The organism is Brevundimonas sp. NPDC092305, from assembly GCF_044755415.1.
GTDB lineage: Bacteria > Pseudomonadota > Alphaproteobacteria > Caulobacterales > Caulobacteraceae > Brevundimonas.
In genome coordinates this window covers 184001-206968 of the sequence record NZ_JBIVQY010000002.1, presented here as the reverse complement: position 1 = coordinate 206968, position 22968 = coordinate 184001, and the positions used below count along the sequence as shown (strand labels likewise).

23 protein-coding genes are annotated in these 22968 nt (G+C 68.0%); 18 read left to right on the top strand and 5 right to left on the bottom strand.

Annotated features, from left to right (window positions below; translation table 11 throughout):
- Positions 1–28: 28 nt before the first annotated feature.
- From ACIQC9_RS11550 to ACIQC9_RS11540, 3 genes are all read left to right on the top strand, one after another.
- A complete protein-coding gene (locus ACIQC9_RS11550; RefSeq protein WP_400615929.1) occupies positions 29–919 on the top strand; it encodes an alpha/beta fold hydrolase in 891 nt (296 codons plus the stop codon).
- An 88-nt stretch (positions 920–1007) separates the two neighbouring features.
- Positions 1008–2510 (top strand): CoA-acylating methylmalonate-semialdehyde dehydrogenase, encoded by a 1503-nt coding sequence (locus ACIQC9_RS11545; RefSeq protein WP_400615927.1) that lies wholly within the window; start codon positions 1008–1010, stop codon positions 2508–2510.
- A gap of 87 nt (positions 2511–2597) precedes the next feature.
- Positions 2598–3587 (top strand): hypothetical protein, encoded by a 990-nt coding sequence (locus ACIQC9_RS11540; RefSeq protein WP_400615924.1) that lies wholly within the window; start codon positions 2598–2600, stop codon positions 3585–3587.
- A 3-nt stretch (positions 3588–3590) separates the two neighbouring features.
- Here the strand turns inward: ACIQC9_RS11540 and ACIQC9_RS11535 are convergent, their stop codons facing one another.
- Positions 3591–4754 (bottom strand): class V aminotransferase, encoded by a 1164-nt coding sequence (locus ACIQC9_RS11535; RefSeq protein ID WP_400615922.1) that lies wholly within the window; start codon positions 4752–4754, stop codon positions 3591–3593.
- 68 nt (positions 4755–4822) lie between these two features.
- Positions 4823–7717, bottom strand: a complete 2895-nt coding sequence (secA, locus tag ACIQC9_RS11530) for a preprotein translocase subunit SecA (RefSeq protein WP_400615920.1) — start codon at positions 7715–7717, stop codon at positions 4823–4825.
- 235 nt (positions 7718–7952) lie between these two features.
- On the opposite strand from secA, the gene ACIQC9_RS11525 reads away from it, so the two are divergent.
- Genes ACIQC9_RS11525 through ACIQC9_RS11510 form a run of 4 tightly spaced genes read left to right on the top strand, consistent with a single transcriptional unit; the run spans position 7953 to position 10829 of the window.
- Positions 7953–8846 carry a peptidyl-prolyl cis-trans isomerase gene (locus ACIQC9_RS11525; protein WP_400615918.1) on the top strand — a complete coding sequence of 298 codons (894 nt, stop codon included), beginning with the start codon at positions 7953–7955 and terminating at the stop codon, positions 8844–8846.
- The gene (argJ, locus tag ACIQC9_RS11520) at positions 8843–10225 is read left to right on the top strand and encodes a bifunctional glutamate N-acetyltransferase/amino-acid acetyltransferase ArgJ (protein ID WP_400615916.1); all 1383 of its coding nucleotides are present in this window, start codon (positions 8843–8845) and stop codon (positions 10223–10225) included. Before ACIQC9_RS11525 ends, argJ begins: the two co-directional genes overlap by 4 nt.
- An 8-nt stretch (positions 10226–10233) precedes the next feature.
- Entirely contained in the window at positions 10234–10632 is a 399-nt protein-coding gene (gene mutT / locus ACIQC9_RS11515) for an 8-oxo-dGTP diphosphatase MutT (protein ID WP_400617335.1), read from the top strand.
- A gap of 14 nt (positions 10633–10646) precedes the next feature.
- Positions 10647–10829 (top strand): Flp family type IVb pilin, encoded by a 183-nt coding sequence (locus ACIQC9_RS11510; protein ID WP_400615914.1) that lies wholly within the window; start codon positions 10647–10649, stop codon positions 10827–10829.
- On the opposite strand, the gene ACIQC9_RS11505 is transcribed toward ACIQC9_RS11510, so the two are convergent.
- The gene (locus ACIQC9_RS11505; RefSeq protein ID WP_400615911.1) at positions 10826–11707 is read right to left on the bottom strand and encodes a methyltransferase domain-containing protein; all 882 of its coding nucleotides are present in this window, start codon (positions 11705–11707) and stop codon (positions 10826–10828) included. The genes ACIQC9_RS11510 and ACIQC9_RS11505 overlap by 4 nt on opposite strands.
- Here ACIQC9_RS11505 and ACIQC9_RS11500 point away from each other — a divergent pair.
- The 7 genes from ACIQC9_RS11500 to ACIQC9_RS11470 are packed head-to-tail and all read left to right on the top strand — an operon-like array spanning position 11706 to position 15837.
- Positions 11706–12497: a ComF family protein gene (locus ACIQC9_RS11500; protein WP_400615908.1), complete on the top strand. Its 792-nt coding sequence runs from the start codon at positions 11706–11708 to the stop codon at positions 12495–12497. The two genes, ACIQC9_RS11505 and ACIQC9_RS11500, sit on opposite strands and share 2 nt — an antisense overlap.
- A 24-nt stretch (positions 12498–12521) precedes the next feature.
- Positions 12522–12782 (top strand): glutaredoxin 3, encoded by a 261-nt coding sequence (grxC, locus tag ACIQC9_RS11495; RefSeq protein WP_400615906.1) that lies wholly within the window; start codon positions 12522–12524, stop codon positions 12780–12782.
- Entirely contained in the window at positions 12779–13615 is an 837-nt protein-coding gene (locus ACIQC9_RS11490; RefSeq protein ID WP_400615904.1) for a carbon-nitrogen hydrolase family protein, read from the top strand. Before grxC ends, ACIQC9_RS11490 begins: the two co-directional genes overlap by 4 nt.
- The gene (locus ACIQC9_RS11485; protein ID WP_400615901.1) at positions 13612–14043 is read left to right on the top strand and encodes a DUF1178 family protein; all 432 of its coding nucleotides are present in this window, start codon (positions 13612–13614) and stop codon (positions 14041–14043) included. The genes ACIQC9_RS11490 and ACIQC9_RS11485 overlap by 4 nt, the downstream gene beginning before the upstream one ends.
- Positions 14044–14045: 2 nt before the next feature.
- On the top strand, positions 14046–14873 hold the full coding sequence (locus ACIQC9_RS11480) for a DUF6597 domain-containing transcriptional factor (RefSeq protein WP_400615899.1): 828 nt from the start codon (positions 14046–14048) through the stop codon (positions 14871–14873).
- 32 nt (positions 14874–14905) lie between these two features.
- Positions 14906–15352: a DUF6265 family protein gene (locus ACIQC9_RS11475; protein ID WP_400615897.1), complete on the top strand. Its 447-nt coding sequence runs from the start codon at positions 14906–14908 to the stop codon at positions 15350–15352.
- Positions 15307–15837 (top strand): GNAT family N-acetyltransferase, encoded by a 531-nt coding sequence (locus ACIQC9_RS11470; RefSeq protein ID WP_400615895.1) that lies wholly within the window; start codon positions 15307–15309, stop codon positions 15835–15837. Before ACIQC9_RS11475 ends, ACIQC9_RS11470 begins: the two co-directional genes overlap by 46 nt.
- Here the strand turns inward: ACIQC9_RS11470 and ACIQC9_RS11465 are convergent.
- Complete coding sequence (locus ACIQC9_RS11465) at positions 15834–16058, bottom strand: hypothetical protein (RefSeq protein WP_400615893.1); 225 nt, start codon at positions 16056–16058, stop codon at positions 15834–15836. The genes ACIQC9_RS11470 and ACIQC9_RS11465 overlap by 4 nt on opposite strands.
- 96 nt (positions 16059–16154) lie before the next feature.
- A complete protein-coding gene (ubiG, locus tag ACIQC9_RS11460; protein ID WP_400615890.1) occupies positions 16155–16958 on the bottom strand; it encodes a bifunctional 2-polyprenyl-6-hydroxyphenol methylase/3-demethylubiquinol 3-O-methyltransferase UbiG in 804 nt (267 codons plus the stop codon).
- Positions 16959–17015: 57 nt separating this feature from the next.
- On the opposite strand from ubiG, the gene ACIQC9_RS11455 reads away from it, so the two are divergent.
- From ACIQC9_RS11455 to ispG, 4 genes are all read left to right on the top strand, one after another.
- Entirely contained in the window at positions 17016–18290 is a 1275-nt protein-coding gene (locus ACIQC9_RS11455) for an aspartate kinase (RefSeq protein WP_400615888.1), read from the top strand.
- Positions 18291–18402: 112 nt separating this feature from the next.
- On the top strand, positions 18403–20607 hold the full coding sequence (gene ptsP / locus ACIQC9_RS11450; RefSeq protein WP_400615886.1) for a phosphoenolpyruvate--protein phosphotransferase: 2205 nt from the start codon (positions 18403–18405) through the stop codon (positions 20605–20607).
- Positions 20608–20706: 99 nt separating this feature from the next.
- Positions 20707–21777: a helix-turn-helix domain-containing protein gene (locus ACIQC9_RS11445; RefSeq protein ID WP_400615884.1), complete on the top strand. Its 1071-nt coding sequence runs from the start codon at positions 20707–20709 to the stop codon at positions 21775–21777.
- A 49-nt stretch (positions 21778–21826) separates the two neighbouring features.
- Entirely contained in the window at positions 21827–22966 is a 1140-nt protein-coding gene (ispG, locus tag ACIQC9_RS11440; RefSeq protein WP_400615881.1) for a flavodoxin-dependent (E)-4-hydroxy-3-methylbut-2-enyl-diphosphate synthase, read from the top strand.
- The last annotated feature ends 2 nt before the right edge of the window (positions 22967–22968 follow it).

Sequence of the window (22968 nt, the reverse complement as noted above, 5' to 3'; positions counted from 1 at the left end):
CCCTCTCGAACGGGCCTATCTCCAGTCCATGGACGCCATTCGGCTGACCCCACCCCGTCGCCTCAGCGTGCCGATCTCAAATCGATGGGGATTGGGCGAGATGAGCGTGCTGGATTTTGGCGATCCGGACCGGCCCGTGGACCTGATCTTCGTCCACGCCAACGGCTTCAACGCCATGACCTGCCGCAGCCTGCTGGCGCCGTTGTCCAGCAGTTTGCGGATCTGGGCGCCTGACCTGCGCGGACATGGGCGCACGACCCTGCCGGCGAATCCGGCAGGTCGACGAGGGTGGACGGATCACCGCGACGATTTGATCAGCCTGCTGGAGCAGGTCGAGGGGCCGCCGGTTATCTTGTCCGGCCACTCCATGGGCGGGACGGCGTCCCTTCTGGCCGCCGCCGAGCGGCCGGGTCGGGTCGCGGGGCTGGTTCTGCTGGACCCGGTGATCTGGACGCGGCTGGCGGTGCTGGCGTTCCAGCTGCCGGTGCTGGACCGGATGGCCGAGCGTATTCCGCTGGTGAAGAACGCCCGCAAGCGCCGGTTCGGGTTCGACAGTCGGGAACAGGCTCTGGCGGCCTACAAGGGACGCGGCGCCTTCAAGGGCTGGCCCGAGATGATGCTGTCCGACTATCTCGCCGACGGTCTGGTCGAGACGGCCGAGGGCGGCTTCCGCCTGACCTGCGATCCGCAGTGGGAGGCCTCGAATTACGCCGCCCAGAGCCATGACCCCTGGCGGGCCCTGCGCCGGGTCGGGCGTCCGGTGCATATCCTGAAGGCCGAGATCGCCTCGACCTGCAGCTTGGCCCCGTCCTCGCGCCTGTCGGGCGTGAAGGTCGAGGTCGTGCCGGGCGGCACCCACTTCTTCCCGATGCATAAACCCGACATCGCCCGCGACGCCCTGTTCGAGGCCGCCGTCTGAGGCAATCCGCGTCTGGCCCTGCGCGTGACGAGCGCGTAAGACGCCGCCCACAAGAACAAGCCTTTGAGTTCAGGGAAACGCTTACGCCATGCGCGAGATCAACCATTTCATCGACGGCGCGTCCTTCACTGGCGCCTCGGGCCGCTTCTCCGACGTGTTCAACCCGAATACCGGCGAGGTTCAGGCCCGCGTGCAGCTGGCCTCGGTCGCCGAGATGGATCGCGCGGTGCAGGCCGCCCAGAACGCCTTCGACGGCTGGTCCTCGACCAATCCCCAGCGCCGCGCGCGAGTGATGTTCGAGTTCAAGCGGCTGGTCGAGGCGAACATGAACGAGCTGGCCGAGCTGCTCAGCTCGGAGCATGGCAAGGTCATTGCGGACTCCAAGGGCGACATCCAGCGCGGTCTGGAAGTCATCGAGTTCGCCTGCGGCATCCCGCATGCGCTGAAGGGTGAATACACCTGGGGCGCGGGTCCGGGCATCGACGTCTATTCGATGCGCCAGCCGCTGGGCGTGGTCTCGGGCATCACCCCGTTCAACTTCCCGGCCATGATCCCGATGTGGATGTTCGGCGTGGCCATCGCCGTCGGCAACACCTTCATCCTCAAGCCCTCCGAGCGGGACCCGTCGGTGCCGGTGCGTCTGGCCGAGCTGATGATGGAGGCGGGCGCCCCCGCCGGCGTGCTGAACGTCGTGCATGGCGACAAGGCGGCGGTCGACGCCATCCTGACCCATCCGCTGATCCACGCCGTCAGCTTCGTCGGCTCGTCCGACATCGCCCACTATGTCTACCAGACCGGCGCCGCCAACCATAAGCGGGTGCAGGCCATGGGCGGGGCCAAGAACCACGGCATCGTCCTGCCCGACGCGGACATGGATCAGGTGATCAAGGACCTGTCGGGCGCCGCCTACGGCTCGGCCGGCGAGCGCTGCATGGCCCTGCCGGTCGTTGTCCCCGTTGGCAAGAAGACCGCCGATGAACTGCGCGAGCGCATGGTCGCCGAGATCCCGACCATGCGCGTCGGCGTCTCGACCGACGCCGGCGCCCACTACGGTCCCGTCGTCACGGCCCAGCACAAGGCGCGGGTCGAAGGCTGGATCGACCAGGGCGTCAAGGACGGCGCCGAACTGGTCGTCGACGGCCGCGGCTTTAAGCTGCAGGGGCACGAGAACGGCTATTTCGTCGGCCCGTCGCTGTTCGACCACGTCACGCCGGAGATGGAGTCGTACAAGGAAGAAATCTTCGGCCCCGTGCTGCAGATCGTCCGCGCCGCCAGCTTCGAGGAAGCGTTGTCGCTGCCGTCGAAGCACCAGTACGGCAACGGCGTCGCCATCTTCACCCAGAACGGCCGCGCAGCGCGCGACTTCGCCGCCCGCGTCAACGTCGGCATGGTCGGCATCAACGTCCCGATCCCCGTGCCGGTCGCCTATCACACCTTCGGCGGCTGGAAGCGCTCGGCCTTCGGCGACACCAACCAGCACGGCATGGAAGGCGTGAAGTTCTGGACCAAGGTCAAGACCATCACCGCCCGCTGGCCGGACAGCGATCTGGAACACGCCGACAGCTCGTTCGTCATCCCGACGATGGGCTGAGGTTCGCCTCAGGCGGGTCCGCTGGACTCAAGGCTGACGATTGACGCTATGCTCCGGTGACATTCTCGCCGGAGCCGTCCCTGTCGCATGCGTCGTTTTCTGATCTGGTCGGCCGTCGCGGCCCTCGTGGGCCTGATGCTGGCGGGCGCCGGCGTGTGGGCCTACTGGACCTTGTTCGGGCGGTACCAGCCGGTGACGGTCACGCGTGATCAGGCCGAGATCCAGAGGCTGCTGGACGAGTCGTCCTGGGTATCCGCGGGTCATGCGGGCGCGCCGGTCTATGTGATCGGCTATCGCGACAGCGCCGCCTTCCAGCGCTGGAGCAAGGAACAGGCGCCCCGGCTGGAAGCCGCCGGGGCGGACTTGCGCTACCTCGTCTTCGCGCGTCGCGATCGGGACGGCCTCAGGCAGTCCACGGCGGCCGAGCGCGCGACGGTGGCCGAGCTTTGGCTGACACGGAACTGGCCCCTGTACCAGCGCTGGACCGCGACGCCGGCGCGCAACTGGACGGCGGCGGGCATGCCCTCGGCCGACGGAGATCTGGCGCGCGGGGCGGTGGTCGAGGCGACGCGGGATTTCGTCGATGAGCTGACCGGGCGGCTGCGCGGCTCGGGACTCAAGCCGGACTACCCGCTGATCCTCTGGCGCGACCGTGAGGGTTTCCTGAAAGCCTGCGCCTGCGCCGAGGCGCGGTCATGGAGCGTCATCGGCGACGATCTGGGCGCCGCGGTTCACGCGGAGGCGGCCCCGGTTGAGCCGCCGCAGGAGGAGCCGGGGGTTGTCGTTCCGTCCGGACCGCAGCCTCTGCCCTATCCCGATCTGGGGTCGCCGGAAACGGGGCCTGCGTCGCCGGCCATCGAGGCCGCCCCTGAACCCACGCGGTCCCCGAACCTTATCGAGCGCATTCTTCCGCCAGCTCCCGGACCGGCGTCGCCTCCGCAGAGCGATCGCCCTGCGACGCGACCGACCCCCGCCAGACCGGCCGCGACACCGCCTGCGCGCCAACAACCGGCCAGACCGCCCGCCAACCGCCGCCCCCCGGAGGCCCAGCGGCAGGAAGACAGCACCTTCTTCTGACGGTCAGAGGGCTTGCGCGCAGGCCTTGATGAGCCGCTCGACGTCGTCCGCATCCTGATAAAGGCCAAAGCCGAAGCGGACCACGTCGTCGCGTACGTCGGTGACGATGTCGGCCTTCATCAGGCGCGCCTTCCAGTCGGCGGCGTCCGGGTGTCGGAAGGCGAGGAAACGGGCGCGCGCCGGATCGCCGTTGAAGGGGTTCAGCAACACCGCTTCGGCCAATCGACCTGCGAGGCCATCGCCCACCGCCTGCTGGAACGTCTGCATCAGTCCGTGAGCGTGAGCGGAGACGTCCGCCGTCGTCAGCTCCGCCTCAGCCAGCATGCGGCGTACGCCGTTGAACCGGTACAAGGCCGTGAAGTCCGAGGTCGCGCCCCAGAAGCGTCCGCCGTCGGCGCGGTACTGAACCCCTCCGGGCGGTCCTGACAGGTCGCCGAACTCGGCGAACCAGCCGGTGACGACCGGACGCGGACAGAAGCCGGGCGGCGCATGCAGGAAGCCTGCGCCCTCGCCCGACATCGCGTACTTGTACCCGCCAGCGAGATAGAAGACCCGGTCCGCGACGTCGGACAGGTCGGTCGGCTGGGCCATGAAGCCGTGATAGCCGTCGATCACCACCCACGGACCCTCGGGCCGCGCCAGCGCCGCCAGTTCGGCCATCCGGTCGAAGGTGCGGCCGGTGCGGAAGAAGACCTGGCTGATCAGGATGATATCGTGGTCGCCGGCCTTGGCCGCCGCGATGAAGCGATCGGCGAAGTCGCCGAAGGGCTTGGCAGCGATCCGCTGGATGACCGCCTGACCCGCCTCTTCCCACCGCTCGCCCTGCCGGCGGAACGAGTGGAATTCGCCATCCGTCGACAGGATGCGGACCGGTCGCCGCTCGACGCCCGAGTGCAGCCGGATCAGGAAGTCATGGGTGTTCGGAGAGAAGACGACGCTGTCGGGCGAGGGGAGGTTCAGCTCCTTCGCCACCTCCGCCTGCGCAGTCGGGACGACCTCACCGAAGATCAGGTCCCATTTGCGGTCGGCGTGTTCGTTCGCCTCCAGCCACGCCCGCTCATGCGCATCGAACGAGGCGTCGGGCCACAGATGGTGGCTGTGCGCGGCGAAATGCAGTCGCTTGGGGGCGAGGCCCAGCGCGCGGGAGAAGAGGGGCTTGAAGCTCATCCCCCGTCTTCCCGCGAAACGCCTCCGCGCTCAAGCAGCGAGGGACCGCGTCCCTCGCGTTGTCGCACTTAAACCAGCGCCCCGTGGCAGTGCTTGAACTTGCGGCCCGAGCCGCAGGGGCAGTTGGAGTTGCGCGGCGTGCGCTCCCAGCCGACCGGCAGCAGGTCGACCGGCAGGCGTGAACGGTCCTCGCCCTGAAGCTGGCCCTCCGGATTCTGGGCCGACGGATTGGTCATCTCGTTTTCGCCGGTGCCCGGATTCAGGTGGATTTCCTGGAACTCCGGCATGTCCATCGGCGGCGGCTCCTGGAAGCGGTATTCCACCGTCATCAGCCAGCGCGTCACATTGTGCCGCAGGTCGTGCAGCAGGGTCTCGAACAGGTTGAAGGCCTCGGTCTTGTACTCGTTCAGCGGATCGCGCTGGCCGTAGCCCCGCAGGCCGATGACGCCGCGCAGGTGGTCCAGATGGACCAGATGCTCGCGCCAGTTCATGTCGACCATCTGCAGCAGGAATTGACGTTCCAGACCGCGCGCCTGATCGGAACCCAGCTGGGTCTCGCGTTCGGCGGCGCGGGCGTTGGCGGCCTCGATAATGCGCTCCTCGACCTCTTCGTTGGACACGCCTTCCTCGGCGGCCCACTCCTTGAGCGGCAGCTCGAGGCCCAGCTTGTTGCGGACCTCGGCGTCCAGGCCGTCCATGTCCCACTGCTCGGCGTAGGCCTTGGGCGGCATGTAGCGTTCGACCAGATCGGTGATCACGTCGGTGCGGAACTCGCCGACCAGTTCCGACAGGTCGGTGGCGTCCATGAATTCCTGACGCTGTTCGAACACCGCCTTGCGCTGGTCGTTCACGACGTCGTCGTATTTCAGCAGGTTCTTGCGGATGTCGTAGTTGCGCGCCTCGACCCGCTTCTGGGCGGTCTCGACGGACTTGTTCAGCCAAGGGTGGCTGATCGCCTCGCCTTCCTGAACGCCGAAGGTCTTCATGATCGCGTCCAGACGATCGCCGGCGAAGATGCGCAGCAGGTCGTCCTCGCAGGACAGGAAGAATTTCGACACGCCCGGGTCGCCCTGACGGCCTGTACGACCCCGCAACTGGTTGTCGATACGGCGGCTTTCGTGCCGCTCGGTGCCCAGAACGAACAGGCCGCCGGCGGCCAGCGAGATCTTCTTCTGGACCTCGATCTCGGCCTTGAACTCGGCTTCCTTGGCCGCTTCGTCTTCAGGCGTGACCGGAATGGCGAGGTTGCGCTGGTCCTGACGCCACTTCTGCAGCTTCATTTCCAGATTGCCGCCCAGCTGGATGTCGGTTCCGCGGCCGGCCATGTTGGTGGCGATGGTGACCACGCCGGGCAGGCCGGCGTCGGCGACGATATAGGCTTCCTGCTCGTGCTGGCGGGCGTTCAGCACGCTGTGCGGAATGCCCTTGCCGGACTTGATCTCGATGTCGAAATCCTCGTCCTTCAGCGCCTGATAAGCCTTGCGGGCGGCGGTGCGGACCTTCTGGTCGTCGCTGGCGACCTCGGCCAGCAGGTGCTGGTGCTGGGGCTTCAGGGTCTTGAGCTTGACCTCATATTTGAAGGTCTTCAGCAGCTCGGACAGGGTCTCGGACTTCTCGATCGACACCGTGCCGACGAGGATCGGCTGACCCTTGACGTGGCATTCGGCGATCAGCTGGGCGATGGCGACGTTCTTCTCGGCCTCGGTGCGGAAGATTTCGTCGTCATGGTCGATGCGCTGGATCGGGCGGTGCGTCGGCACCTCGAGCACGTCCATCTTGTAGATGTCCATGAACTCCTGGGCCTCGGTCGCGGCCGTGCCGGTCATGCCGGACAGCTTTTCGTAGAGGCGGAAGTAATTCTGGATCGTCACCGAGGCCAGCGTCTGGTTCTCCGGCTGGATCTTGACGCCTTCCTTGGCCTCGATGGCCTGGTGGAGCCCCTCGGAGAGGCGGCGGCCCTGCATCATCCGCCCGGTGAACTCGTCGATGAGCATGATCTCATCGGCCTTGATGATGTAGTCCTTGTCGCGCTGGTAAAGCGTGTTTGCGCGCAGCGCCTGATTGATGTGGTGGACCAGCGTGATGTTGGCCGCGTCGTACAGGCCTGTGGTGTCGTCGGCGAACAGGCCGCGCTCTTCCATGATCTGTTCGATCTTTTCCGAGCCTTCCTCGGTCAGCAGGGCCTGCCGCTGCTTCTCGTCGAGGTCGAAGGTCGTCTTGTCGACGATCAGTTCCTTGATGATGGCGTCGATGGTCACATACAGGTCCGACCGGTCCTCGGTCGGGCCCGAGATGATCAAGGGCGTCCGGGCCTCGTCGATCAGGATGGAGTCCACCTCGTCGACGATGGCGAAGTGGTGCGGACGCTGCACCATCTCGTTGCGGTCATAAACGAGGTTGTCGCGCAGATAGTCGAAGCCGAACTCGTTATTGGTGCCGTAGGTGATGTCGGCGTTGTAGGCCTGCTTGCGCTGGCCCTGCGACAGGCCGTTGACGATCACGCCGACCTCAAGACCGAGGAAGCGATAGACGCGACCCATCCATTCGGCGTCGCGGCGGGCGAGGTAGTCGTTGACGGTGATGACGTGCACGCCCTTGCCGGACAGGGCGTTCAGATAGGCCGGTGCGATGGCGACAAGGGTCTTGCCCTCGCCGGTCCGCATCTCGGCGATGCCGCCTTCGTTCAGGATCATGCCGCCGGCCAGCTGCACATCATACTGGCGCTGGCCCAGAACCCGGCGGGACGCCTCGCGCGCCACGGCGAAGGCCTCGTTCAGGATCTTGTCCTTGGTCTCGCCGCCCGCCATCCGGTCACGGAAGTGATCGGTCATCATCCGCAGCTCATCGTCGCTGAGCGCCTGATATTTGGCCTCCAGCGCGTTGATCTTCTGAACCTGGCTCATGAAGTCCTTGACCTTGCGGTCATTGGAAGAGCCGAAAATCTTCTTGGCGAAGCCGAGCATGGTGATCCGAATGCGTCGAGCGGGGGCGCTCTGGTGCGATGGCCCTGAAAACGGGGGCGGGTCTCACGCCGATGGACGGGCCTCGGCGAAGGCGGCCCATGCGCCTGAAATCAGGCATGCGCGGGGCCGCGCGAACGATCGAAAACCCCTCGACTTGGGCGCAGGCGGGACTTAAGCACCGCCCTTACCCCTGTCAACGCGAGGGCTATTCCAGCCCGTGACGGAGCGCGCCCGCATGAGGCTTTTCAGCCCCACCTCCGCCCTGCTGTTCGCCTGCGCCCTGAGCCTGTCCGCCTGCGGTCGCGGCGATACGGAACGCCCGCCCGAGGCTGGAGACCGGGCTGTCGCTGAAGTGAAGAACCAGACCATCTGGGCCTCCGACGTCAAGCGCGAGGCCGTGGCGCAGGGTCTGGTGGGCGAAGGCGAACCGCTGGACGTGTCGTCGGATCTGTTCCGGCGGGTGCTGGACGAGGTGATCGACCAGAAACTCCTGGCCGGCGAGGCCGAGCGGCGCGGACTGGACAACTCGGCGCTGGCCCAGCGGCGTCTGGAAGCCACGCGGGAACGCATTCTCGGCGACATGCTGGTCGAGAGCGTGGTCAATCGCACCATCTCGGACGAGGCGATCGAGACCATCTATCGCGAACAGGTCCGGCAGGCCGAGACCAAGGACGAGATCCGCAGCCGTCTGATCCTGTCCCGCACGCGGCCCGAGGCGGACGCCGTCGTCGGCCTGCTGGCCCAGGGCGCGCCTTTCGAGGCCGTGGCCAAGGAACGGTCGATCGACGAGGCGACGCGTTTCTCGGGCGGCGACCTGGGCTATGCGACGCTGGATGTCCTGCCGCAGGCCTATGCGACGGCGCTGGGCGACCAGCCGGCGGGGTCGACCGTCGGTCCCTTCCAGACCGAGGGCGGCTGGGCCGTCATGCGGATCGAGGACCGGCGAAAGGAAACGCCGCCCACGCTGGAACAGGCCCGTCCGCAGATCGTCCGCTACCTGACGTATGAAGGCGTGCGCCAGCTGCTTGAACAGCTGCGCGGCAAGGCCGACGTCGAGATCCGCCTGGAAGAGCCTCGCGCGCCCGCCGCCCCTGTACCCGCCCAACCCGCCAGCAAGACGGCCCCATGACGAAAACACCGAACGGGCGGCGCGGAACCGGCCAGAAGATCGAACAGGCGCTGGAAAAGGCGCTCGACCCGCTCGCCACGGCCCTGAAGCGCGCGACCGCGCCTGCGCCGAAGGCCGCACCGGCGTCGCCGGGCAAGCCGGGATTGCAGATTTCACCGCTGGCCGTGCCCTTCCCGACGATCCCGCCGATCGGGGGCGTCGAGATCGCGACTGCCCGTGCCGGGTTCTATAAACACGAGCGCGACGATCTGGTGGTGTTCAGCTTCGCCCGCGGCACGACCTGCGCCGGGGTGTTCACGCGGCACAAGGTGGGTTCGGCCCCCGTCGACTGGTGCAAACGCCACCTCGACGCGGAGGGCGGAGGGGGTGATGTCCGCGCGCTGGTCGTCAACGCCGGTTGCGCCAACGCCTTTACCGGCAAGGCCGGAGCCGACGCCGCCCGCCGCACCGCCTCGGAAGTCGCCAAACGGTTCAGCTGTCGTCAGCGCGATGTCATGCTGGCCTCGACCGGAGTGATCGGCGTGGTGCTGGACGATCGCAAGATCGCCGCCCGGATGCAGGACGTCGAGGCCGGGCTCGACGCGGACAACTGGGCGAAGGCCGGTCTGGGCATCATGACGACAGACACCTTCCCGAAGGGCTCATACGCCGAGTGCGACATCGAGGGGCACAAGGTTCGCATCGCGGGGATCGCCAAGGGCTCGGGCATGATCGCCCCCGACATGGCGACGATGCTGGCCTTTATCGTCACCGACGCCGACATCCATCAGAACGTACTGCGCGCGATGCTGGGCCTGCACGTCCGCACGACATTCAACAGCGTGACCGTGGACGGCGACACCTCGACCAACGACACCTGCCTGCTGTTCGCCACGGGCGCCTCGGGCGCGCCGCGTATCGGTCGGGTCGGGGACCGCCGGCTGAAGGATTTCAGCCGGGCTCTCGATCAGGTGATGCTTGACCTCGCTCACCAGTTGGTCCGCGACGGCGAGGGCGCGACCAAGTTCGTCAAGGTGACGGTGGACGGCGCCGCCAGTCCGGCCTCGGCCCGCAAGCTGGCCAAGTCGATCGCCGACAGTCCGCTGGTCAAGACCGCCATCGCTGGCGAGGACGCCAATTGGGGTCGGGTCGTGATGGCCGTCGGCAAGACAGAAGAGCCCGTCGATCGCGACCATCTCGCTATCAAATTCGGCCCGCATCAGGCGGCCATAGAGGGCGCACCGTCCCCGCACTACGACGAGGCGAAGATGAGCGCCTATATGAAGAACGCCGAGATCGACATCACGGTCGACGTCGGTGCGGGCCGGGCGTCGGCGACCGTCTGGACCTGCGATCTGACCAAACGGTACATCGAGATCAACGGCGACTATCGTTCGTGAGCGATCCTCTGAAGACCGTCCTTGTCGTCGCGGTCGCCCTGATTGACACCGATGGCCGCGTCCTGATCGCCCGGCGCCCCGAGGGCAAGCAGCTGGCGGGCCTGTGGGAGTTTCCGGGCGGCAAGGTCGAGCCCGGCGAACGCCCCGAGGCGGCGCTGATCCGCGAACTGCGTGAGGAACTGGGGATCGAGGTCAGCGAAAGCTGTCTCGCGCCGTTCGTGTTTACCAGTCACGCTTACGAAAGCTTTCACCTGTTGATGCCACTGTATCTGTGCCGCCGCTGGTCAGGGGTGGTTCAGGCGCGCGAACATTCGGCCCTGAAATGGGTGCGGCCGGCGCAGTTGGCTGACTATCCCATGCCCCCGGCCGACGAACCCCTGGTCGCCTGGCTGCGCGACCTGCTCTAGCCCGGGAGGGCGTGATGGATCGTTTCCTCGCCCGCTTCCTGAGGGATGAGAATGGCGCCACGGCCATTGAGTATGGGCTGATCGCGGCTCTAGTGTTTGTTGTGTCCCTCGCCGCCATGCAGGCAATGGGGACCGCGTTCAACGAAATGTTCAACGGAGCCATGGCCAAGCTCAATGCGGCGATAAACGGGTCCTAGTCGTCCCCTGTGTGCTCCGTCACGCCCAACGCATCAGCTAGCCGCATCTTCGCCGAGCCCCGCGCCAGAGGCTTCTGCTGGCTCTCATGTGGCGCCCAGCCGGCGAGATTGACGATCTCGAAGGTAGCGCGGATTCGGCCATCCGGATCCGAGTGTCGTTCGGTGTAGAGCGCCGCCGCGCGCGCAGCGATCTCGCGCGTCAGCGGGCGCAAGGGGCCGGCCAGCACATTCGTCTCGCCCATCGCTCGAAGATCCCGGATCAGGGCGAACATGTTCGCATACCGCACCGTCAGCCGGTCCACGTCGGACACCGGCAGGGCGAAGCCGGCGCGCTGGAGCAATGCCGCGCCGTCGAAACCATCTGCGAACGGCGACACCCGGGCCTGCGCGCCGCCGCGCACCTCCAGCTCGGCTGCCGTCAGGACCTCGCGGAGTTCCTTCAGCGTTCCCGCGCCGAACAGCGTGCCGACGAACAGCCCGTCGGGCTTGAGCGCGCGTCGGATCTGGCTGAGCGCGCCGGGCAGGTCGTTGGCCCAGTGCAGGCCCAGGAGATTGACGATCAGATCCTGCGATTGATCGGGGAGGTTGAGCGCCGTCGCGCCCGGATCGGATCGCGTATCGGCAGCGCCCGACGTCCGCACCGGACCAACCCGCTCCCGCGCCGGGCTGTCGGCCAGCGCGCGGGCGAACGGGCCGGGCAGGGGGGACAGGTCCGCCGCATCTGGCCACTCGCGCAGCAAAGCCTCGAGGCTGTGCACGGCGTTCTCGGCGGCGCGGGCATGCAGGAAGTCCGCGCCTGCGAACTGACTTTCAGCGCGCGCAAGCCTTGCAGTACGGCGGCGACTGTCGAAGATGACGGGGGGACCGGAGGAACTCATGGCCTTTCAGGATGGGGGTTGGCGCGCGCCTTGGAAAGCCGTTGTGGCCTTGCGCGCCGTCGCACGGAGCGCGACCGACCTGATCCTGCCGCCTCTGGCTCATGACAGCCCGGAAGCGACGGCGTCCGCGGGGCTGACCCCGGACGCCTGGAGTCGGGTCGTCTTTCTGGAAGATCCGGTGTGCGACGGCTGCGGAGCGGGCTTCGAGGCTGATGGCGGCGCCTTCGCCCAAACACGCTGCGCCGCCTGCCTCGGACAGCCCTACGCCTTTCAGCGCGCCCGGGCGGCGTGCGTCTATGACGAAGCGTCGCGGGGCCTGATCCTGAAATTCAAGCACGGCGACCATCAGCCGTTCGCGCCCCTGTTCGCCCGATGGATCAGTCGGGCCGCCGCGCCGCTGTTGGCCGAGGCGGATGTGGTCCTGCCCACGCCCCTGCACCCCCTCCGCCTTCTGTCGCGCCGCTTCAATCAGGCGGCCGAGATCGCACGGCCGCTCGCCCGCAACGCCGGGCTCGACTATCTGCCGGACGCCCTGACCCGCCAGACGCATACCGGCTCGCAGGGCGGCAAGTCCGCGCGGGGGCGACGTCTGAACGTGAAGACGGCCTTCGCGGTGACCGAGGCCGGTCGTCGCCGGGTCAAGGGTCGCCGCATCCTTCTGGTCGACGACGTGTTGACCACGGGCGCGACGGCCGAGGCCTGCGCGCGCGTGCTGCTGGAAGCCGGAGCGCGCGCCGTGGATCTGGCGGTCGTCGCACGGGTGCGCACCGCGCGCGAACTGACTACATAGACCTTCAGACTTCAGGAGACCGCCTTGGCCGAGATCATCATCTATTCCAAACCGGGTTGCCCATACTGCCATGCAGCCATGGACCTGCTGGACCGCAAGGGCGTCGAATACACCGACATCGTCGCGTCCAACGATCCGGCGAAGAAGCAGGAGATGATCCAGCGCTCCGGCGGCCGGATGACCTTCCCGCAGATCTTCGTCGACGGGAAGCACATCGGCGGGTCGGACGATCTGCATGCGCTCGACGCCCGGGGCGGCCTCGACCCGCTGCTCGCCGCTGAATGACCGCACTGCCGGTCGCCCTGATCCAGACGCGGACGCCCGCCACGCAAGCGGCATCCGTCGGCCATCTGGAGCCGTTGGTGCGCGAGGCGGCGAGCGGGGGGGCGAAATTCATCGTCACGCCGGAAGCGTCCAACTTTCTGCAGAAGGATCGCGCCGCTCGTGAAGACCGGCTCGCGGATCAGGACGCCGATGGCCTGGTCACCGCCGCTCGCGGATGGGCGCAGGAGCTGTGCGTCTGGTTGCTGGTCGGCTCGGCCATCGTCCGGTCCGGCCAGGAAGGCGACGACCGCGCCGCCAACCGGTCCATCCTGATCGACGACGGCGGACGGATCGCTGCGACCTACGACAAGCTGCACGTCTATGACGTCGACCTGCCGACCGGCGAGCGCTGGCGCGAAAGCGCGGCGGTCCGGCCGGGCGATGCGGCGACGCTTGTGGATGCGCCATGGGCCAGGCTCGGGCTGACCGTCTGCTACGACCTGCGTTTTCCCCAGCTGTTCCGCGCACTGGCCAAGGCCGGAGCGCAGATCATCACCGTGCCCTCCGCCTTCACCGTCCCGACGGGGCAGGCGCACTGGGAAGTGCTGTTGCGGGCGCGGGCCATCGAGACCGGCTGCTTTATCCTCGCCGCGGCGCAGGGCGGACGGCACAAGGACGGACGCGAAACCTGGGGCCGGTCGATGGTGATCGATCCATGGGGCGAGGTGATCGCCCGACTGGACAATGACGAGCCCGGCGTGCTTTTCGCCGAGCTGGACCTGTCGGCTGTCGAGCGCGCCCGTCAGGCCGTGCCCCAGCTGACCCACGACCGCGATTTCACCCTGCCCGCATGATCCGCTACGCCCTCGCCTGCGACCACGACCACGCCTTCGAGGCTTGGTTCGGCTCATCGTCCGACTATGACGATCAGGCCGCGCGCGGGCTGGTCGAGTGCCCCTTCTGCGCCAGCCGTGCGATCAGCAAACAGGTCATGGCCCCCGCCGTCGCGGGTACGAAGAAGAGCTCCGCGCCAGACGCAACGGCGAAGATGCAGACCATGATGATGGAGGCCGCCCGCGAGGTGCGCGCCCACGTCGAGCAGAACTTCGACTATGTCGGCGACGCCTTCGCCCGCGAGGCCCGTGATATCCACGAAGGCCGGTCCGAGAAGCGCGAAATCTACGGCGAGGCTACGCCTGCCGAGGTGAAGAAGCTCAGGGATGACGGCGTCCCGTGTGCGCCTCTGCCGTCTCTTCCGCCCGATCCGTCGAAGGTTAACTGACAATGCCGGGGGGCGCGGAGGAGTGGTATGCGGAGTATCCGCCGCCGGCTTCCCTCCGCCCGTGGGTCCGAACGATCTGGACCTACGCCGCGCCCGATCCCAGCCGCGTCCTGCAACGTATCGCGCCGGACGGTTGCCCCGAGCTGATCCTCGATATTGGCCAGCCCTATGAGGAGCGGGGCGAGGACGGCGTGTTCCGCCTGCAGCCTCCGCGCATCTTCGCCGGCCAGATGACCCGGCCCATGGCGATCCGTCCGGTCGGGCCTGTGGAACTGGTGGCCATCCGTTTCGAGCCGGACGGCGCGCGCGATTGGCTGGGCGCGCCCTTGGCGGAGGCGACCGATCGGCGACTGGATGTGGTGGACCGGCTGAGCGGCGTCAGCGCGCCCGCTGGCGATCCCGAGGGACAGGTTCAGGCCATGACCGACTGGCTGGAGGGGCAACGTCGCGCCGGACGCTGGACAATCGATCCGGTGGTGCGCGCAGAGATCGATATCCTGCAGACGGATCGCGCCCCGCCTGAGCGGACGCCATCCGAACAGCGCGCGCTGCAACGCTTTTTTTTGGATCGGGTCGGCGTCTCGCCCCGCATGCTGCGCTCGGTCTTCCGCTTCCGCCGCGTCTTCGATCACATCGCCGAGGGCGGCCCGGAAGCCGTTGGCTGGCTTGAGGCGGGACTGGGCGCCGGCTATTTCGATCAGCCGCAGATGGCGCGGGACTTCCGCCGCTTCCTTGGCTGCACCGCCACGGAATGGGCGCGGGATCAGGTGGAGCTGGCGCGCCGGATCGCGTCGCAAACTTACAAGCCGGGGCCATTGTCGCCGCATTAGGGTCCGTCTCTCGATCCGAGGGGAGTTCACCGATGCTGACCGTCTTCGCCGCCGCCCTGCTGCAGACCGCGCCCACCGCCGACACCGGCTGGATGGCCGGCTACTGGCTCGACTGTTCAAACGGGCGCGAGGCCTCCGAGACGTGGAGTGATCCTCGCGCGGGCCTGATGGTCGGTCATGCCGTGACGGTCCGATCCGGTCGGCCGTCGTTTGAGGTTTCGCATATCGTCCAGACGCCGGAAGGGTTCGCCTATGTCGCCCAGCCGGACGGCGCGCCGCCGACCGTCTTCGTGCTGAGCGAGAGCGGACAGAACCGGGCCGTCTTTTCGAACGCCGCGAACGACTTCCCGACGCGGGTGATCTATGAGCGCACCGGCGACCGGCTGAACGCCCGTATCGAGGGCGAGATCGACGGTCAGGCGCGGAGCATGGAATGGGCCTTCGAGGCGAAACCGCTGAACACCCGCTGCCCGGCCTGAGCTGGCGGCCGATGACGTCGGCCGATCTGGACGGCGTGGTCCGGGTCGCCGCGCTCGGCTTTCCGGACCATTTCGAGGACCGCGCCTGTTTCGAGAACCGGCTGACGCTCAACCCGTCCGGCTGCTCGGTGCTGGCGGGAAAGGCCGGAGTCGTCGGCTATCTGATCGCCTACCCGTGGCGAGACGGCGAAATCCCGCCGCTGAACACGTGGATCGAGGCCCTGCCGAGCGACGCCGACCGGCTTTATCTGCACGATCTGGCGCTGGACCCGGCAATCCGGGGCGGGGGGCATGCCGCGACGGCCATTGAACGGCTGGTCGGTCAGGCCCGCAAGGATGGCTGGCCCGCGATCAGTCTGGTCGCGGTCAACGACGCCGCCCCGTTCTGGGCCCGGCATCGTTTCGAGGTGGTCGAGAGTCCGGCCCTTGCGGCCAGGCTGGCCAGCTATGGGCCGGACGCCCGCTATATGGTTCGCCCGCTCTAGCCGCGGGTCCAGCCTCGCGTGGCCATGCAGGTTTCGAACGCCTTGCTGGCCTGATTGCGGCCGGCGTGCTCGCGGCAGGCGTCGCGCGACGCGTCGAACGGCTGGGCGTTCTCGCCGGTCCAGTTGATGTGCTCGTTGTCGCCGGCGTCGATCACGGTGACGCAGGCCGAGGTCATCAGGGCGGCCGCGGCGAGGGCGGAGAGGGTCAGAAGGCGTTTCATGTCAGGGCTCCGTTTCGGGGATGACCGTGATCGCCGAAACAGCCAAGCCTGTCGCGTTACAAGCGGGAAAGGTTGATGAATTCGCCGTAACGCCGGTCAGTCGCGGGTGGCGATCATCATATAGTTGATGTCCGCGTCGCTGCTTTCCGACCAGCGATCGGCCAGCGGGTCATAGACCAGCCCATAGGGACCGCTGACCGCCAGCGGCTCCTGCGACAGCATCAGACGGATCTCGTCGGGCTTCAGGAACTGGCGCCAGTCGTGGGTCCCGGCCGGCACCCAGCGCAGCACATACTCTGCCGCGACCTTGCCCAGCGCCAGCGACTTCAGGGTGCGGTTCAGGGTGGCGACGATCATCATGCCGCCGGGTTTCACCAGCCGCGAGCAGCAGCGGATGAAGGCCTCGGGATCGGCGACGTGCTCGATCACCTCCATGGTCAGGACCACGTCGAACGGTCCGGCGCCCTCGGCCTCGAGCTGCTCCACTGTCGCGGCGCGATAGGCGATGTCGAGGCCCGACTGTTCCGCATGCGCGCGCGCGGTCCCGATGTTCTCGCTGGAGGCGTCAACGGCGGTGACCTGAAAGCCCATCCGCCGCATCGGCTCGGCGATCAGGCCGCCGCCGCAGCCGATGTCCAGCAGGGTCAGGCCGGCGAAGGGCTCGCGCGTCTTTGGATCGCGGGCGAACCGCTCGGCGGCGCGATCACGCACGAAGGCCAGCCGCGCCGGATTGAACCGGTGCAGGGGCGCGAACGGCCCGCGCGCGTCCCACCACTCGGCCGCCTGGACCGAGAAGCGGGCGACGTCCGCCGGATCGATCGACGGGCCGGCCGCCTGATCGTTGAATTCCTTGGCCTCGCGGGGTTCCCGCACCGATACGGTGTCGCTAGAAGCGGTCATGGCCGACAGCGATGGACCGGCCGGCCCTTTCACGCAAGACGGAGCGATGCGCCCACGATGACGCGGCCTGCCTCTGAGCGACTGGTGATGAAGTTCGGCGGCACCTCGATGGGCGACCTCGAGCGCATCCGCCGCGCCGCCCGCATCGTCGCGGCCGAGGCCGCCTCGGGCAAGAAGGTCGCTGTCGTGGTCTCGGCCATGGCCGGCAAGACCAATGAGCTGGTGGCGTGGACCGACGGCGCGGGCAGGCCCGGCGCCGGCGTCGCGCTGTCGGACGACGAATACGATGTGGTCGTGGCCTCGGGCGAGCAGGTGACCTCGGGCCTTCTGGCGCTGACCTTGCGCAATATGGGCCTGAACGCGCGTAGCTGGATGGGCTGGCAGATCCCGATCCTGACCGACGACGCCCACGGCCGCGCGCGCATCGAGGATGTGCCGGGCGAGGTGCTGGGCGCCGCCATGGACCGGGGCGAGATCGCCGTGGTGCCGGGCTTCCAGGGCGTGACCCGCGACGGCCGCATCACCACGCTGGGGCGCGGCGGCTCGGACACCTCGGCGGTGGCGGTGGCCGCGGCGCTGGAGTGCGCCTGCGATATCTATACGGACGTCGACGGCGTCTACACGACCGACCCGCGCATCGAGTCCCGCGCCCGCCGCCTCGAAAAGGTCTCCTACGAGGAGATGCTGGAAATGGCCTCGCTGGGCGCCAAGGTGCTGCAGACCCGCTCGGTCGAACTGGCCATGGCGAAACAGGTGCCCGTGCGGGTCCTGTCCAGCTTCATTGAACCGGACGCCGATGGCGTCATGCCCGACAAGGGCGGAACCCTGATCTGCGACGAGGAGGAGATCGTGGAGAAACGCATCGTGTCCGGCGTGACCATGAGCCGCGACGAGGCCCGCATCACCCTTCTGGGGCTGGGCGACCGGGTCGACGCCCCCGCCGATGTCTTCACACGGCTGGCGGACGCCAACGTGAACGTGGACATGATCGTCCAGAGCCAGTCGCGCACGGCCGGGACGGTCAATCTGACCTTCACCACTGGCCGCCGCGACGCCCAGCGCGCCGCCGAGCTGATGCGCGCCGCACAGGGCGAGATCGGCTTCGAGGAAATCCGCGTCGACGAGGACGTGGCCAAGGTCTCGGTCGTCGGCGTCGGCATGCGCAGTCATGCGGGCGTCGCGCAAACCATGTTCAAGGCGCTGGCCGACAAGGGCGTGAAGTTCCAGGCCATCTCGACGTCCGAGATCAAGATCAGCGTTCTGATCGACGCCGCCTATGCGGAACTGGCCGTTCGCGCGCTACATTCGGCCTACGGACTGGAAAACGTCTAGATTTTCACCGGTCATCGCCCATCTTGGAGCGACGATCACAGGAGGGGCCATGCCGGTTGGCGGATTGACGACGAGGGGGCCGAGAAACCTCCTTCGCCAGATCCGCGAGGCTATGGCGGGGGCCGCGCCCGCGCAGGAGCGGCTCGACACCGTTGTCAAAATCATCGCCCAGTCGATGGTCGCCGAAGTCTGCTCCATCTATCTGCGCCGCGCGTCGGGCGAGCTGGAGCTGTTCGCCACCCAAGGCCTGAAGCCCGAAGCCGTTCACAGCACCCGCCTGCGCCCCGGTGAAGGCCTTGTGGGCGAGGTGGCCCGATCGGCCGAACCGATCAGCCTGTCGGACGCGCCCTCGCATCCCAGCTTCTCCTACCGTCCGGAAACGGGCGAGGACCCGTATCACGCCTTCCTCGGCGCGCCCCTGCTGCGCGGCGGCCGGGCCATCGGCGTGCTGGTCGTCCAGAACCGGTCCGAGCGCCGCTACGACGAGGACGAGGTCGAGGACATCCAGACCATCGCCATGGTGCTGGCCGAAACCGTCGCCTCGGGCGAGCTGCTGGCGCAGGACGAGCTACGCGACATCGAGGTGGCGCCCCACCGCCCCGAACGCCTCAAGGGTCAGCGCTTCGCCGAGGGTCTGGCCTATGGCCATGTCATCCTGCACGAGGCGCCGGTTCCGCCGGAAAACCTGTTGGCCGAGAACCAGCAGGTCGAGGAAATCCGCCTGCGTGAAGCCCTGATCGGGCTCAAGGCCAACATCGATTCCATCCTTGAGGGCGGGCAGGGCAAGCTGGCCGGCCAGTCGTTCGAGGTGCTGGAAACCTATCGCATGTTCGCCGACGACCGGGGCTGGAACCGGTCGCTGGAGGAGGCGGTGCGCACCGGTCTGACCGCAGAAGCCGCGGTCGACCGCGTCCGCAACGAACACCGCGCCCGCTTCGCCAAGGCCCGCGATCCCTACATCAAGGAACGGCTGCACGACTTCGAGGATCTGGCCAACCGCCTGCTGCGCGTTCTGGCGGGCGACCAGCCGGGCCAGCGCGATTTGCCGGACGACGCTATTCTGGTCGCGCGTAACCTCGGCCCCGCCGATCTGCTGGAATACCCCCGCCACAAGCTGAAAGGCCTGTTGCTGGAAGAGGGTTCGGCCGCCAGCCATGCGGCCATCGTGGCCCGGGCGCTGCAGATACCGTGCGTTGGCCGCCTGATGGGCGTGCGCGACCGCCTGTCCGAAGGCGATCTGGTCATCGTCGATGGGGAAACTGGCGAGGCCTATCTGCGCCCCCGGCCGGACATGCTGTCCGCCGTCCAGTCGCGCATGGAGGTCCGCCACCAGCGGCAGGCCGAGTTCGCCAAGCTGCGCGATGTGGACGCCGTCACGGTCGACGGCCAGCGCGTCACCCTGCTGACCAACGCCGGCCTCGCTGTGGATCTGGAGAATCTGGACGCCACCGGCGCCGAGGGCATCGGCCTGTTCCGCACCGAGTTCCAGTTCATGGTCTCGGAAGAGCTGCCGCGCCTGAACAGCCAGACGGCCCTCTACAAGCTCGTGCTGGACACCGCCGGCGACCGGCCGGTGACCTTCCGCACGCTCGACATCGGCGGCGACAAGGTGCTGCCCTATCTGGAGACCGAGCGGGAAGAGAACCCGGCCCTCGGCCGCCGCGCCATTCGCCTCGGACTGGACCGCCCCAGCCTGCTGCGCATGCAGCTTCGCGCCCTGCTTGGAGCCGCTGCGGGGCGGGAGTTGCGGGTCATGTTCCCGATGATCGCCACGGTGGACGAATTCCGTCAGGCGCGCGAGCTGATGGACAAGGAGTGCGACTGGGCCCGCCGCCGTGGTCGGACCCTGCCTCGCATGCTGCGCGTGGGCGCCATGATCGAGTGCCCGTCGCTGCTGTGGCACCTCGACGCCCTGCTGCCCCTGACCGACTTCGTTTCGGTGGGGACCAACGACCTGCTGCAATACATGTTCGCCGCAGACCGGACCAATCCGCTGGTGGCCGAGCGGTACGATCCGCTGTCGCCCCCGGCGCTGCGGGCGCTGGCGGAGATCCAGCGTAAATGCGCCGATACCGGCACGCCCGTCTCGGTGTGTGGCGAGCTGGCGGGCCGCCCGCTGGAAGCCTTCGCCCTGCTGACCCTCGGCTACACCCGCCTGTCAGCGCCGGCCGGCGGCGTGGGACCCGTGAAGCGTATGATCCTGTCGACCGATCTGGCCGCCGCACGGCGCGCCCTGCCGACCCTGCTTGGGTCTTCGGCCGGGTCCGTGCGGGGCGAGTTCGAGTCGTTGGCCAGAAAGCTGAACGTGGCCATCTGACCGCGCATCCCGCGTTGAACGCAGGCGCCCCTGTGCTACACGCGGGAAGTCGAGGCGGCGACCGTGGGCCGCGCCGCCGACGAGCGTGGATGAGCCTGTATGGCGTCTGAGCGGGGACCCGTCCCTGATGAGTTTGAAGCGCGCCGCGCGGCGCCGGGATCGGCCGGTTCCTTCGCCGAGGCGGCGACGCTGGGCGAGGGTCTGCGCGCCGCGCGCGAGACCTCGGGCCGGTCGCTGGCCGAGCTGTCGACCGCCACCCGGGTGCCCGTCCGCTACCTGACCGCGCTGGAGCAGAATGACTTTTCGGTCCTGCCGAACCGGGTCTTCTCCATCGGCTATGTGCGCGCCTATGCGACCGCGCTGGGCGTGGACGAGCAGGAGGCGGTCGAGGCCTTCAAGCGCGAAAGCCCCGATCCCTCGGTGCCGCTTCAGGCGCCGGTGGGCATCGCCTTCGAGGACGTGCGGCGCAACTCCCCCCGCATTCTGGCGGGGCTGGCGGTCGTCGTGCTGGCGGTGGTCGGCTGGAACGTGTTCCAGCGCGTGAATCTGGCCAAGGCCCCTCAGCCGTCCGACATCACCGTGGTGCCTGCGACCTGGGCGAAGGAGCCGGTCGAGACGACGATCCGCCTGACCCCGGCCCAGCCCGCACCGCCGGATCAGACCACGCCCAAACTCTATGTCACCCCCGGCCTCGAGGCCGCTCTCACCGGTGTCGATCCCGCGACGATGGGCGGCGCGCAGATTGCGCCGGAAGGACCGGTGCGCCGCGCCTTCAATCCTCGCGGCGCCCTGTACGGCGCGCCCGCCAGCGCGTCGCAGGTCGTGATACAGGCCCGCAAGCCCGCCTCGCTGGTCGTCCGTATGGGCAATGGTCAGGTGTTGTTCGCCCGCCAGCTGGCCGAGGGCGACGCATGGCGCGCGCCCATGGACGCGCCGGCGACGATCGACGTATCCGATCCGACGGCCTTCGACGTCTATCTGAACGGCGAGCACTCCGACGATCTGGCGGGGCTGCTGACGCCGCTGGCCAGCCTGAACGCCCGCGCCGGCGCGCAGGCTCGCGCCGCCGCCGAACAGGCGGACATCGCCCGCCGCGCTGAAGAGGCCCGAGGCGCGGCCGCAGCAGCTGCTTCAGCGCCTGCCCCGACACCTGCTCCGCCGGCCGTGTGACACCCCTGTCGTGGCCATGCCGCAATCGTGAGCCTATGTTGCAGCCGCAATGAGCGCCGATCACACCCACGTCCGCCCCTGGCGTCACATCGAACGCCGCAAATCCCGCCAGATCATGGTGGGGAATGTCGCCGTGGGCGGCGATGCGCCGATCAGCGTCCAGTCGATGACCAATACCCCGACGTCCGACGCCGGGGCCACAATCGACCAGATCCGTCAGCTGGAAGAGGCCGGCGCCGACATCGTCCGCGTCTCCTGCCCTGACGAGGAGTCGACCGCCGCCTTCCGCGAGATCGCCCGCGCGTCCAAGGTGCCGCTGGTCGCCGACATCCACTTCCACTATCGCCGAGGCATCGAGGCCGCGCAGGCCGGGGCCGCCTGCCTGCGTATCAATCCGGGCAACATCGGCTCTCCTGATCGTGTGCGCGAGGTCATTCAGGCCGCCAAGGACCATGGCTGCTCCATGCGCATCGGCGTCAACGCCGGCTCGCTGGAGCGGGAGCTGCTTGAGAAGTACGGCGAGCCCTGCCCCGACGCCATGGTCGAGAGCGCGCTGAACCACGCCCGCATCCTGCAGGACCACGACTTCCACGAATTCAAGATCTCGGTGAAGGCGTCCGACCCCTTCCTGACCGTCGCGGCCTACCAGCAGCTGGCCGAAGCCATCGACTGTCCGCTGCACCTCGGCGTCACCGAGGCCGGCCCCTTGCGCACGGGCACGATCAAGTCGGCCATCGGCATGGGCTCCATGCTCTGGGCGGGGATCGGCGACACCATCCGCGTGTCGCTGGCCGCCGATCCGGTGGAAGAGATCAAGGTCGGCTTCGATATCCTGAAGTCGCTCGGCCTGCGGCACCGGGGCGTCAACATCATCGCTTGCCCGTCCTGCGCGCGTCAGGGCTTCAATGTGATCGAGACCGTCGGCCTGCTGGAAGAGCGGCTGGCCCATGTGACCACGCCGATGTCGCTGTCGATCATCGGCTGCGTGGTCAACGGCCCGGGTGAGGCCCTCTATACCGATGTCGGCTTCACCGGCGGCGGCAAGGGCGCGGGCATGGTCTATCTGAATGGCAAGATCGCTCACAAACAGGCCAACGAGGGAATGATCGAGGAGATCGTGGCCCGCGTGGAAGAAAAGGCCGCGGAGCTGGAAGCCGCCCGCGCCGCCGAGAAGGTCGCCGCCGAGTGAAG